This window comes from Isoptericola jiangsuensis, assembly GCF_048320105.1.
GTDB classification, from domain to species: domain Bacteria; phylum Actinomycetota; class Actinomycetes; order Actinomycetales; family Cellulomonadaceae; genus Isoptericola; species Isoptericola jiangsuensis_A.
In genome coordinates this window covers 3,401,951-3,414,123 of sequence record NZ_CP182942.1, presented here as the reverse complement: position 1 = coordinate 3,414,123, position 12,173 = coordinate 3,401,951, and the positions used below count along the sequence as shown (strand labels likewise).

General features: G+C 70.7%; 15 protein-coding genes. All 15 read right to left on the bottom strand.

Going from position 1 to position 12,173, the window contains the following annotated elements; translation table 11 throughout:
* Positions 1-22: 22 nt before the first annotated feature.
* On the bottom strand, positions 23-610 hold the full coding sequence (locus ACNHYB_RS15610; RefSeq protein WP_418276279.1) for an amidohydrolase family protein: 588 nt from the start codon (positions 608-610) through the stop codon (positions 23-25).
* Positions 598-1,308: an amidohydrolase family protein gene (locus ACNHYB_RS15605; RefSeq protein ID WP_418276278.1), complete on the bottom strand. Its 711-nt coding sequence runs from the start codon at positions 1,306-1,308 to the stop codon at positions 598-600. Before ACNHYB_RS15605 ends, ACNHYB_RS15610 begins: the two co-directional genes overlap by 13 nt.
* Positions 1,309-1,359: 51 nt before the next feature.
* Entirely contained in the window at positions 1,360-2,055 is a 696-nt protein-coding gene (gene nucS / locus ACNHYB_RS15600) for an endonuclease NucS (protein WP_418276277.1), read from the bottom strand.
* 19 nt (positions 2,056-2,074) lie between these two features.
* Entirely contained in the window at positions 2,075-2,494 is a 420-nt protein-coding gene (locus ACNHYB_RS15595) for a DUF2550 domain-containing protein (RefSeq protein WP_418276276.1), read from the bottom strand.
* A gap of 10 nt (positions 2,495-2,504) precedes the next feature.
* Positions 2,505-2,792, bottom strand: coding sequence for a F0F1 ATP synthase subunit epsilon (locus tag ACNHYB_RS15590; protein ID WP_418276275.1), 288 nt, complete (start codon positions 2,790-2,792; stop codon positions 2,505-2,507).
* Positions 2,793-2,892: 100 nt separating this feature from the next.
* Positions 2,893-4,377 carry a F0F1 ATP synthase subunit beta gene (atpD, locus tag ACNHYB_RS15585; RefSeq protein WP_418276274.1) on the bottom strand — a complete coding sequence of 495 codons (1,485 nt, stop codon included), beginning with the start codon at positions 4,375-4,377 and terminating at the stop codon, positions 2,893-2,895.
* A 61-nt stretch (positions 4,378-4,438) separates the two neighbouring features.
* Positions 4,439-5,338, bottom strand: coding sequence for a F0F1 ATP synthase subunit gamma (locus ACNHYB_RS15580; protein WP_418276273.1), 900 nt, complete (start codon positions 5,336-5,338; stop codon positions 4,439-4,441).
* 4 nt (positions 5,339-5,342) lie between these two features.
* Positions 5,343-6,974 (bottom strand): F0F1 ATP synthase subunit alpha, encoded by a 1,632-nt coding sequence (gene atpA / locus ACNHYB_RS15575; protein WP_418276272.1) that lies wholly within the window; start codon positions 6,972-6,974, stop codon positions 5,343-5,345.
* Between the two features lie 79 nt (positions 6,975-7,053).
* A complete protein-coding gene (locus tag ACNHYB_RS15570; RefSeq protein WP_418276271.1) occupies positions 7,054-7,866 on the bottom strand; it encodes a F0F1 ATP synthase subunit delta in 813 nt (270 codons plus the stop codon).
* A complete protein-coding gene (locus tag ACNHYB_RS15565; protein WP_418276270.1) occupies positions 7,866-8,456 on the bottom strand; it encodes a F0F1 ATP synthase subunit B in 591 nt (196 codons plus the stop codon). Before ACNHYB_RS15565 ends, ACNHYB_RS15570 begins: the two co-directional genes overlap by 1 nt.
* A complete protein-coding gene (locus tag ACNHYB_RS15560; RefSeq protein ID WP_068204457.1) occupies positions 8,456-8,692 on the bottom strand; it encodes an ATP synthase F0 subunit C in 237 nt (78 codons plus the stop codon). The genes ACNHYB_RS15565 and ACNHYB_RS15560 overlap by 1 nt, the downstream gene beginning before the upstream one ends.
* A gap of 99 nt (positions 8,693-8,791) precedes the next feature.
* Positions 8,792-9,586, bottom strand: a complete 795-nt coding sequence (atpB, locus tag ACNHYB_RS15555) for a F0F1 ATP synthase subunit A (protein WP_418276269.1) — start codon at positions 9,584-9,586, stop codon at positions 8,792-8,794.
* 203 nt (positions 9,587-9,789) lie between these two features.
* Positions 9,790-10,281: a hypothetical protein gene (locus ACNHYB_RS15550; protein ID WP_418276268.1), complete on the bottom strand. Its 492-nt coding sequence runs from the start codon at positions 10,279-10,281 to the stop codon at positions 9,790-9,792.
* Positions 10,262-11,479 carry a glycosyltransferase family 4 protein gene (locus ACNHYB_RS15545; RefSeq protein ID WP_418276267.1) on the bottom strand — a complete coding sequence of 406 codons (1,218 nt, stop codon included), beginning with the start codon at positions 11,477-11,479 and terminating at the stop codon, positions 10,262-10,264. The genes ACNHYB_RS15550 and ACNHYB_RS15545 overlap by 20 nt, the downstream gene beginning before the upstream one ends.
* A complete protein-coding gene (locus tag ACNHYB_RS15540) occupies positions 11,476-12,081 on the bottom strand; it encodes an L-threonylcarbamoyladenylate synthase (RefSeq protein ID WP_418276266.1) in 606 nt (201 codons plus the stop codon). Before ACNHYB_RS15540 ends, ACNHYB_RS15545 begins: the two co-directional genes overlap by 4 nt.
* Between the last annotated feature and the right edge of the window lie 92 nt (positions 12,082-12,173).

Genomic DNA, 12,173 nt, shown 5'->3' with positions numbered 1-12,173 from the left:
GCAAAGCGGCCGGTCGGTGCCCTCAGCCGACGTCGAGGCCGGAGCGGACCACCCGACGCACCGTCAGGTCGGCGTCCGTCACCACCAGGTCCGCCCGCCGGCCGGCCGTCAGGCTCCCCACGTCGGTGAGCCCCAGGACCCCCGCCGGGACCGTCGAGGCGCTGCGCACCGCCTCCACGATGCCGATGCCCGCCGCCACCGTCGCCCGCACCACGTCGATCAGGTGCGCGGTCCCGCCGGCGATGGCCCCGCCGGCCGGGTGCTGCGGGTCGTCGACCCGGGCGACACCGTCGCGCACCGTTACCGCCATCGGGCCGAGCTCGTAGCGACCGTCCGCCATGCCCGCGGCCGCCATGGCGTCCGTCACGAGCAGGACCTGGTCGGCCCCGACCGTCCCGAACACGCTGCGCACCACCGCAGGATCGAGGTGCACGCCGTCGCCGACCAGCTCGACGACCAGGTCCCCGGCGGCCGCCGCCGCGAGGCAGGCCGGGATCGGGCCGCCCTGACGGTGGTCCAGCGGGCGCATCGCGTTGAACAGGTGCGTGGCGGTCATGCGCAGCCGTTCCGACGCCCCCCGGGCCGCCAGGTCGCCCGTCACCTGCGCCACCAGCGCCTCCGCCTGCTCCGTCGACGCGTCGGTGTGCCCCAGGGAGGGCACCACCCCCGCCTGGACGAGCGCCGCCGCCACTCCCCGGGACCCGGGACCCCCTCGACGTCCGGCGCCACCGTCATCGTGCGCAGGTGCCCGCGGGACGCCTCCACGAGCTCACGGACCAGCGTCACGTCACCCGCCACGAGGAGCTCCGCGTCGTGCGCGCCACGACGCTCCGGCGCCAGGAACGGTCCCTCGGCGTGGATCCCCGCGATCTCGCCCGCGTCGGCGAGGTCCGCGAGCAGGGCGGCCCGGGCCAGGAGCGTCTCGCGGTCGGCCGTCACCAGGGAGGCGAGCGACGTCGTCGTCCCGTGCGCACGGTGCTCGAGGACGGCGACCATCGCCTGGTCCGTAGACGTCACGTCCGGGAAGCTCGCCCCGCCGCCCCCGTGGTTGTGCAGGTCCACCAGGCCGGGCAGCACGTACGTGGTGGGCAGCGGCGCGTCCGCCCGGGCGACGGCGTCCCCCACCCCCGCAGCGGTGGCGTCCTCCATGGCGCCGACCCACACGATCCGGTCGCCGGCCACGACGACGGCGGCGTCCGTGAGCACCGCGTCGGGGGTGACCACGTCGCCACGGACGGCGAAGACCTCCGGCGGGGCAGGGATCGCACCCAGGACGGTGCTGGACGACGCCGAGGGATCGAGACTCATACGACCATCCTGCACCACCCGTGCGGTGCTCGGGTCGCGGTCGGTCGCGGCTCAGAAGAGACGGGAGTCCGGGTCGTCGACACCGCGCATCGTGTCGTAGTCGAGCACCAGGCACCGGATGCCCCGATCGGTGGCCAGCACGCGCGCCTGCGGCTTGATCTCCTGCGCGGCGAACACACCCTGGACGGGCGCCAGCAGCGGGTCACGGTTCAGCAGGTCGAGGTACCGCGTGAGCTGCTCGACCCCGTCGATCTCCCCGCGCCGCTTGATCTCGACGGCGACCGTGGCACCGCCGCCGTCACGGGCGAGGATGTCCACCGGGCCGATCGCCGTCATGTACTCGCGACGCACCAGCGTGTGCCCGGAGCCCAGGAGGTCGATCTGCGCCGCCAGCAGCTCCTGCAGGTGCGCCTCCACGCCGTCCTTGACGAGGCCGGGGTCCACGCCCAGGTCGTGCGCCGAGTCGTGCACGACGTCGTGCACCTCGATCTCGAGACGGTCGTCCGACTTCCGGTGCTGGACCGTCCACACCTCGGTGACCCCGCGACCGGCGGCCTCGGCGTCCGGTGCGGCGACCGCCATCGAGCAGGGTGGGCTCATCCAGTTCAGCGGCTTGTAGGAGCCGCCGTCGGAGTGCAGCAGGACGCTGCCGTCCGCCTTGACGACGAGCAGCCGCTTCGCGAGCGGCAGATGTGCGGTGAGCCGGCCCGTGTAGCGGGCCGAGCAGCGGGCGACGACTAGTCGCACGGTTCCCCTTCGGTTCGACTCAGACGACCAGGTCGCGACGTCCCGGCGGGGCGGACTCCAACCAGGACGCCAGGCCGGCGTACGCGCCGGACGACATCGTCAGCTCGAAGTCGACCCCGTCGTAGCGGCAGCGGACCAGGTACTGGTCCGGCTGACCGGCGAGGTCGAGCGGAGCCCGGCCGGTCACGGTCAGCCGGTCGCGGTACCAGGTCCGCGCAGGACGCGGCGACAACGACCAGCAGCGCCACCACTCGATCCGACCGACCGAGTAGTGCGCGATGCCGACGGACCACGACGCGTGCGGGATGCCGTCGGCGCGCGCGCTGCACGGGAACGACCCGACCCGCCGCGACAGCCGACGGAGCCGTGAGGCTCCCGTGACGACGGCAAGCAGGAGCACGAGAAGGACCGCGACCGCGACCCAGACCAGGTACTCCATGACGCGTCCCTCAGGCCGACGCGTTCTCGCGGTCGGCGGCCTCGTCGATCTCGTCGACGACGATCGTCACGACGTTCGAGTCGACCGAGACGAATCCCCCGCTCACGCGGGCCTCCACCACGGTCTGCCCCGGCGCGGTCGACACCTTGACGGTGCCGGGACGGAGCACGGCCAGCAGCGGGGTGTGGCCGGCGAGGATACCGATCTGACCGTCGGCGGACGGTGCGCTGACCTCACGCGCCGCACCGGACCAGACCTTGCGGTCGGCGGCGACGAGTTCGACGTTCAGCTCTGCCATGTCAGGCTCCAGGATTCTTCAGTCTCGAGGATGGGACGTCGTCCCGCCGGTTCACGGGTGGACCGGCGGGACGACGCTCCGGAATGCTCGGGTCCGAGGCTCAGGCCCCGTACTCCTTCTGGATGCGGGCCCAGTTCTCCTCGAGCATCTCGAGGCCACCGATGTTGTAGAAGGCCTGCTCCGAGATGTGGTCGAACTCGCCCTCGGCGATCTTCTTGAACGCCTCGATGGTCTCGCTCAGCGGGACGGTCGAACCGACGACGCCCGTGAACTTCTCGGCCATGTAGGTGTTCTGCGAGAGGAACTGCTGGATGCGGCGCGCACGCGCGACCAGCGTCTTGTCCTCCTCGGAGAGCTCGTCGACACCGAGGATCGCGATGATGTCCTGCAGCTCCTTGTTGCGCTGCAGGATCGACTTCACCTGCGTCGCCACCTCGTAGTGCTCCTGGCCCACGTACCGCGGGTCGAGGATGCGCGAGGTCGAGGTCAGCGGGTCGATGGCCGGGTAGAGGCCCTTCGAGGCGATCTCGCGGGAGAGCTCCGTCGTCGCGTCCAGGTGGGCGAACGTCGTCGCCGGCGCCGGGTCGGTGTAGTCGTCGGCGGGCACGTAGATCGCCTGCAGGGAGGTGATCGAGTGACCGCGCGTCGAGGTGATGCGCTCCTGCAGCAGACCCATCTCGTCGGCGAGGTTCGGCTGGTAGCCCACCGCGGACGGCATGCGACCCAGCAGCGTGGAGACCTCGGAACCCGCCTGCGTGAAGCGGAAGATGTTGTCGATGAAGAGCAGCACGTCCTGCTTCTGCACGTCGCGGAAGTACTCCGCCATCGTCAGCGCCGACAGGGCCACGCGCAGACGCGTGCCCGGCGGCTCGTCCATCTGGCCGAACACGAGCGCGGTCTTGTCGAAGACGCCCGCCTCGTCCATCTCGTGGATCAGGTCGTTGCCCTCACGGGTGCGCTCGCCGACACCGGCGAACACGGACACGCCGCCGTGGTCCTGGGCGACACGCTGGATCATCTCCTGGATGAGGACCGTCTTGCCGACGCCCGCACCACCGAAGAGACCGATCTTGCCACCCTGGACGTACGGGGTCAGCAGGTCGATCGACTTGATGCCGGTCTCGAACATCGTCGTCTTCGACTCGAGCTGGTCGAACGCCGGCGGCTTGCGGTGGATCGGCCAGCGCTCGGTGACCTCGAGCTTCTCGCCCTCGGCGAGGTTGAGGACCTCACCGGTGACGTTGAAGACCTTGCCCTTGGTGACGTCGCCGACGGGCACCGAGATCGGCGAACCCGTGTCGGTGACGACGGCGCCGCGGACGAGACCGTCCGTCGGCTTCAGGGCGATGGCCCGCACCAGGGAGTCGCCCAGGTGCTGCGCCGTCTCGAGGGTGAGCGTGAAGCTGCTCTCCCCCTCGCCCTGACCGGTCATGTCGATGTCGACGTGGAGGGCGTTGTAGATGTCGGGAATCGCGTCCTCGGGGAACTCGATGTCCACGACGGGGCCGATCACGCGCGCGACACGGCCAGTTCCCGGCCCGGTCGGGGCCGCGCCGAGTGGTGAGTCCACGGTGGTGGCGGTCATTGCTTGCCTCGCTTCGGAAGGTTCGGGTGTGAGTTCGTCGATCGACGGCGTCGGAACGTGGTCACGACGCCGCGAGGGCGTCAGCACCCGAGACGATCTCGCTGATCTCCTGGGTGATGTCCGCCTGGCGGGCCTGGTTCGCCAGGCGCGTGTAGGTACGGATGAGGTCTTCGGCGTTGTCCGTGGCCGTGTGCATCGCCCGCTGGCGCGAGGCCAGCTCGGACGCCGCTGCCTCGAGCATGAAGCTGAAGATGCGGCTGCGCACGTAGCGCGGCAGCAGTGCGTCGAGGACCTGCTCGGGGGACGGCTCGAAGTCGTACAGCGGCAGGGCGTCGTGCTCGCCCGGGACCGCGACGCCTTCGACGACCTCGAGGGGCAGCATCCGCACCACGCGCGGACGCTGGGTGACCATGTTGACGAACTGCGTGTAGACCACGTGCAGCTCACCGACACCGCCCTCGGCGGCCGGCGCGAGGAACGAACCGAGAAGGGTCTCGGCGATCTCCCCGGCGACGGCCGAATCCGGGCTGTCCGAGCCGTAGGACCACTGGCCCGCCAGCTCACGTCCCCGGTAGCCGTAGAACGACACCGCCCGCCGGCCCGCGGCGTAGAGGGAGACCTCCTTGCCCTGGGCCGTCAGCTTCGCCACGACCCGCTCCGTCTCGCGGATGATCGCCGCGGAGTACGAGCCGGCCATGCCGCGGTCCGACGCGATGACCAGGACCGCGACGCGGTTGGTGTCCTCGCGCTCGGAGGTCAGCGGGTGCTTGGTCGACGTGTGCGTCGCCACCGCCGAGACGGCACGGGTGATCGCCCGCTCGTAGGGAGCGGCCGACGCCGTGCGTCCGCGCGCCTTGCCGATGCGGGAGGCCGCGATCAGCTCCTGCGCACGGAACATCTTCTTCAGCGACTGCGTCGACTTGATCCGCTGCTTGTAGACGCGCTGGGATCCTCCGGCCATACGATCAGGCCTTCTTCTGCACGACGAGCTGCTCCTGCTCGGACTCCGCAGCCTCGCCCTCGCCGTCGTCCCCGCCCACGAGGGGGGAGCCGTCGGCCTTAAGGAAGCCGTTGCGGAAGTCGTCCACGGCGGCGGCGAGCGCGTCCTCGGTGTCCTGCTCGAGCTTGCCGGACCCGGCGATCGTGGAGAGCACCTCGGTGTTGCGACGCAGGTGGTCGAGGAGCTCCGCCTCGAACCGCTTGACGTCGGCGACCGGGACGTCGTCGAGACGACCCTTGGTGCCGGCCCAGATCGACGCGACCTGCTCCTCGACGGGGTACGGGGTGTACTGGGGCTGCTTGAGCAGCTCCATGAGCACCGCACCACGGGCGAGCTGACCGCGGGACGCGGCGTCGAGGTCGGAGGCGAACATCGCGAACGCCTCGAGCGAGCGGTACTGGGCCAGCTCGAGCTTCAGCGTTCCGGAGACCTTCTTCATGGCCTTGACCTGGGCGTCACCACCGACACGCGACACCGAGATGCCGACGTCGACCGCGGGGCGCTGGTCGGCGTTGAACAGGTCGGACTGGAGGAAGATCTGACCGTCGGTGATGGAGATGACGTTGGTCGGGATGTACGCCGACACGTCGTTCGCCTTGGTCTCGATGATCGGCAGACCGGTCATCGAGCCCGCACCGAGCTCGTCCGAGAGCTTCGCACAACGCTCGAGCAGGCGGGAGTGCAGGTAGAAGACGTCACCGGGGTACGCCTCGCGGCCCGGCGGGCGACGCAGCAGCAGCGACGTCGCACGGTAGGCCTCGGCCTGCTTCGACAGGTCGTCGAAGATGATCAGGACGTGCTTGCCGTCGTACATCCAGTGCTGGCCGATGGCCGAGCCGGTGTACGGGGCGAGGTACTTGAAGCCGGCCGGGTCGGAGGCCGGCGCCGCGACGATCGTCGTGTACTCCAGCGCGCCGGCGTCCTCCAGGGCGCCACGCACGGAGGCGATCGTCGAGCCCTTCTGGCCGACGGCGACGTAGATGCAGCGGACCTGCTTCGACGGGTCGCCGGACTCCCAGTTGGCCTTCTGGTTGATGATCGTGTCGATCGCGATCGCCGTCTTGCCGGTCTGGCGGTCACCGATGATCAGCTGGCGCTGACCACGGCCGACGGGGATCATCGAGTCGATCGCCTTGATGCCGGTCTGTAGCGGCTCGTGCACCGACTTGCGCTGCATGACGCCGGGAGCCTGGAGCTCCAGCGCGCGGCGGCCCTCCGTGGCGATGTCGCCGAGTCCGTCCATCGGGTTGCCCAGCGGGTCGACGACGCGACCGAGGTAACCCTCACCGACGGGGACCGAGAGGACCTCGCCGGTGCGGCGGACCTCCTGGCCCTCCTCGATGCCGGTGAACTCACCGAGGACGACGACGCCGATCTCGCGCACGTCCAGGTTCTGCGCGAGGCCGAGCGTGCCGTCCTCGAATCGCAGCAGCTCGTTCGCCATCGCGCCGGGCAGTCCCTCGACGCGCGCGATGCCGTCGCCGGCGGAGGAGACACGGCCGACCTCTTCGGTCACCGCGCCCTCGGGCTCGTAGGACTTCACGAAGCTGTCCAGCGCGGCGCGGATCTCCTCCGGCCGGATCGTCAGCTCAGCCATTGCTCTTCTCCTGTCGTGGCCGCATCTGCGACCGAACGTTCATCTGTGCCGACCGGCGGCCGGCTGGGCGTCAGGTAGGTCAGCCGGCCAGCCGGCGACGGGCGTCGGCCAGGCGGGCAAGCACGGTGGAGTCGACGACGTCGGCGCCGACCTGGATGCGCAGCCCGCCGACGACGGTCGGGTCGACCGTGACGTTGAGCTGCACGGGACGGCCGTAGGCACGCTCGAGGATTCCCCCGAGGCGCTCCTCCTGCGTCGAGGTGAGGACGGACCCGCTGGTCACGCTGGCGACGAGACGCTTGCGGCGCTCGGCCGCCACGTCCCCGTACCAGGACAGGGTCGCCACGAAGCGCCGGCCGCGAGGCGACTCGGTCGCCCGGCGGGCGAGCACCTGCGTGACGGGGTCGACCTTGCCGTCGAGCAGGGTGTCGACGAACGCCGTGCGGCGTGCGGCCGACGTCGACGTGTCGGACAGGACCTGCCGTGCCTCGCGCGCCCCGACGAGGGACCGGGTCAGGCGGAAGAGCTCGTCCTCCACCGTCTCCAGCACACCCCGGGACTCGGCCCCGGCCAGGACGGAGTCCAGACCGATCCGCTCGATCGCGTCGACGAGGTCGGCCTCGTCGGACCAGCGCGACCGCACCAGTCCCGAGACGACGTCGACGACCCGTTCGTCGAACCCGGTGAGCACGGTGGCCACGACGCGCGCCTTGTCCTCGCCCTTGCGCGAGGGGTCCGCGAGCGAGCGGCGCAGGGCGCCGGACCCGTCGAGCGCGCCCACGACGACGAACAGCTGTTCGCCGAGCGTGACCGACTCGGTACCCGCGGACCGCAGCACCGGCTCGAAGCGTTCCTGAGCCGCTGCCAGCGATGCTCCGCTCGTGCCTCGCATCAGCCCTCCTTGACGCTCGTCGTCGCCGACTGGTCGGCCTCGAGCTCGTCGAGGAACCGGTCGACCACGCGCGACTGGCGCGCGGAGTCGGCCAGCGACTCACCGACGATCTTCGAGGCGAGCTCGGTCGCGAGGGTGCCGACCTCGGCACGCAGCGAGACCGCTGCGGCCTGGCGCTCGGCCTCGATCTGGCGGTGCGCCGTCTCGACGATCCGCGCGGCCTCCTCGTTGGCCTTCGTCTTCAGCTCCGCGACGATGGCGGCGCCCTCGGAGCGGGCCTCCTCGCGGGTCTTCGCCGCCTCGGCACGGGACTCGGCGAGCTGCTGGTGGTACTCCGCGAGCGCTGCCGCGGCTTCCTCCTGCGCCTGCTCGGCCTTGGCCAGGCCGCCCTCGATCTTCGTGGTGCGCTCGTCCAGGACGGCCTGGAACTTGGGCAGCACGAGCTTGTAGAAGACGACGGCGATCACGATCATGATCACCGACGACCAGATGATGTCGTACCAGGCGGGGATGAACAGGTCGATGCCCTCGACCGTCCCAGTCCCTTCCGCCGCCACGTTCACCGGGGCGGCGGTGCGCGCCGCCGCCATCACGCGGCGGGGAAGAGGAAGCCGGCGACGAGGCCGAGGAGCGCGAGGAGCTCGACGAACGCGACACCGAGGAACATGGTGGCGCGGAGCTGACCGGCGACCTCGGGCTGGCGGGCCATGCCCTCGATGGTCTTGCCGATGAGGATGCCGAGACCGATACCCGGGCCGATGGCGGCGAGGCCGTAGCCGACAGCGTTGAGGTTACCGGTGACCTCGGCGAGGGTGGTGACGTCCACTGGATTTCCTTCCGTTGGGCGTCGGGCCGGTCGGCCCGACGTCGCTGACTTGCGTCTTGAGTTGGTACAGGGTGTCGGGACGAGGGAACTGACCTCAGGTCAGTGCTCCTCCTCCAGCGACAGGCTGATGTAGACCGCCGCGAGCAGGGCGAAGATGTACGCCTGCAGAGCGGCGACCAGGAGCTCGAAGGCCGTGAAGGCGAAGCCGCCGGCGAGGGTCAGGGCCGCGATGGGCTTGAGCGCCGCGGAGGCCTCGAGGACGAAGAAGTGCGTCGCCGAGAAGCACAGGACGAGCATGATGTGCCCGGCGATCATGTTCGCGGTGAGTCGCAGCGCGAGCGAGACGGGGCGGACCACGAGGATCTGCAGCAGCTCGATCGGCGTCACGATGATGTAGATGGGCCACGGGATACCCGGCGGGAAGAGGTTGCTCTTCAGATATCCGCCCAGGCCGTGCTTGCTGATGCCGACCCACCAGTAGGTCACGAAGACCCACAGGGCGAGCACGAGCGGCAGGCCGATCCGGGCCGTCCCGGCCATGTTGAGGAAGGGGATGATGCCCGTCAGGTTGAAGGCGAGGATCGACAGGAAGATCACCGTGAGCATCGGGACGAAGCGCTTGGCGTTCTCCTTGCCGAGGATCTGCTCGGCGACCTGGACGCGGACGAAGTCGAGCATCATCTCGATGGCGCCCTGGAAGCGTCCGGGGACGAGCTTCGCGCGACGTGCCGCGATGACGAAGACCGTCAGCAGCACCACCATCGCGATGATGCGGACGATCCAGATGCGGTCGATCTGGAAGATCGTGTCCTCGAAGAGGATCGCCGGAGGGAAGAACTCCTCGATGGACGGCGCGTGAAAGCCGCCCTCACCTTCGGAGGCGGCGAGCAGCATGGGGGTCGCTGACGTGAACAGGAGGACTCCCGGTGGTCGAAGGACGTTCGGCACACCACGCAGTTGCGGGGTACGCCGTCGGACCTAGCCGTCATGGATTCGCGGTTAGCCTACCGGATGATCGCGGGTGGTCGAACACGCCGTCGGCACATCACGGCCGGAATCTCGCGGCTTGTGAACAAGAGCACTTTCCGCGCGGCCCGTCAGGGCTGCACGTAGGGGATCCGAGCGCCCCTGACCGCCTGGTAGTCCAGGAGCGCCGAACCGACCGCCCCCAGGGCGAGCACCACGAACAGCACGTACGGGTCGTAGAAGTCCGCACCGCGCAGCAGCGCCAGCACGACGACCAGGACGACGACCTTCGCCAGCCAGGCCCCCATGACGACGGCGGCCATCGTCGTGGGCGGGCGGCCGATCGTGCGCTGCATCGACCAGATCGTCGTCGCGCAGAAGAACGCCGCCAGCGCCGCCCCGAGGAGCGCGCCCCAGACGCCCTGGACGCCCGCGACGAACCAGCCCACCGCGCACCCGAGGACGACGAGCCCGCCGACGAGGAGGAGGGTCGAGAGCATCGCCCTGCGCAGCATGGCCCGTTCCCCGGCCTGGACCTCCGAGAAGGTCCTGCCCTCCGAGGTGCCGTCGGGCGTCTGGTCGGGCGTCTGGCCGGGCGTGCCGTCAGGCGTCTGGTCGGACAACGTCCTGCTCCTTGGGGTCGGGGGTCGGGGACGACGGGTAGGAGGCACCGACCGTCGCGGCGACGGGGATCGTCCCGGACGCGACGTCGTCGTCGAGGAAACGCCCGCGGGTGCGCAGCGGGCCGAGCGTCAGCACGAGCGCCACGACGATCGCCACGCCCAGCCAGCTCACCACGATCTGCCAGCGCCACTCCACGAACGCGACCGTCCCGAACGCGAAGACGGCGGTCCACACGTACAGGATGAGCACGGCACGGCGGTGGGAGTGACCGAGGGCGAGCATGCGGTGGTGCAGGTGCATGCGGTCGGGGGCCATGGGCGACTTGCCCGCGGCCAGCCGGCGCACGACCGCCAGCGTCATGTCCAGCAGGGGCAGGAGCACCACGGCGAGCGGCAGCAGCAGCGGGATGAACAGCGGCGCCCGCTGGGCGCCCGAGACGGCATCGGTCACCGTCGCGTCGATCTGACCGGTCACGGAGATGACCGCGCCGGCGAAGACCAGGCCCAGCACCATCGAGCCCGAGTCGCCCATGAAGATGTGGGACGGGTAGAAGTTGTGCGGCAGGAACCCCAGGCACACGCCCACCAGGACCGCCGTCACCATCGTGGCGATGCTCGCGAAGTCCGTCGGGCTGGCCTGCTGCGTGAGCGAGTACGTGTAGAGGAAGAACGCCGTGCCGCCGATCGCCACGATGCCCGCCGCGAGACCGTCGAGCCCGTCGACGAAGTTCACGGCGTTCATCGCCACGACGACCACGAGGATCGTCACGAAGAGCGACAGCCGGGCCGAGGGGATCGTCAGGCCGCCGGGGGTCGGCAGGGTCGTGAGCTGCACCTGGTTCAGCGCCATGAAGCCGGCGGCGAGGATCTGACCGGCGAGCTTCGTCATCCAGTCCAGGTCCCACACGTCGTCCGCCCAGCCGAGCAGGCACACGATGGCGGCCCCACCGACGATGCCGAGCACCTGCGGGGTGGCGAACACCGGTTCCAGGAACGGCATCTGCGAGGCCAGCACCACCGCGACGACGATGCCGAGCAGCATCGCCAGGCCGCCCAGGCGCGGGGTCGGCATCAGGTGGACGTCGCGGGCCCGCACCGCGGAGATCGCGTTGGTCCGGCGCGCCACCCAGCGCGCACCGGGGGTCGCCAGGTACGTCACCGCCGCGGCGATGAGCATCACCAGGAGATAGGCCCTCACCCGGCGGGCTCCTCGTCGGCCTCGGCGCCGGCGCCGGGCGCCGGCTCGTCGACGTCGAGCACGGGCGCCACCTCACGGAGCCGGTCGAGACCGATCGCCCCCGCCCGCACGACCCGCAGGTGCGCACCGGTCGCGTCGACGATGGTGGAGGCGACGCCGCCCGGGGCCGTGCCGCCGTCGAGGTAGCAGGCCACCGGGTCGCCGAGCTGCTCGACGGCCTCGGCGACCTCGAGCGCGGCGGGGCTGCCGGTGCGGTTCGCGCTGGACACGGCCAACGGACCCGTGCGCCGCAGCAGCGCGAGCGCCGCCGGGTGGTCCGGCATGCGCAGCGCGACGGTGCCGTGGGTCTCCCCCAGGTCCCAGTGCAGGGACGGCTGGGCCGCGAGGATGATGGTGAAGCCGCCGGGCCAGAACGCCTCGACGAGGGCGCGCGCGTCGTCCGAGACCTCGGTGGCGAGGCCGTCGAGGGTGCGCACGTCCGGCACCAGGACCGGAGGCGGCATCTGCCGGCCGCGGCCCTTGGCCGCCAGGAGGGCCGCCACCGCGTCCGCGTCGAAGGCGTCGGCCCCGATGCCGTAGACGGTGTCGGTCGGGAGGACCACCAGCCCTCCCGGGAGATCGTGTTGACGGCCTCGTCGATCGAGGGGCCCCAGGTGGTCGCGTCGGTGACGTCGTGCACGCTGCTCACGCGCTC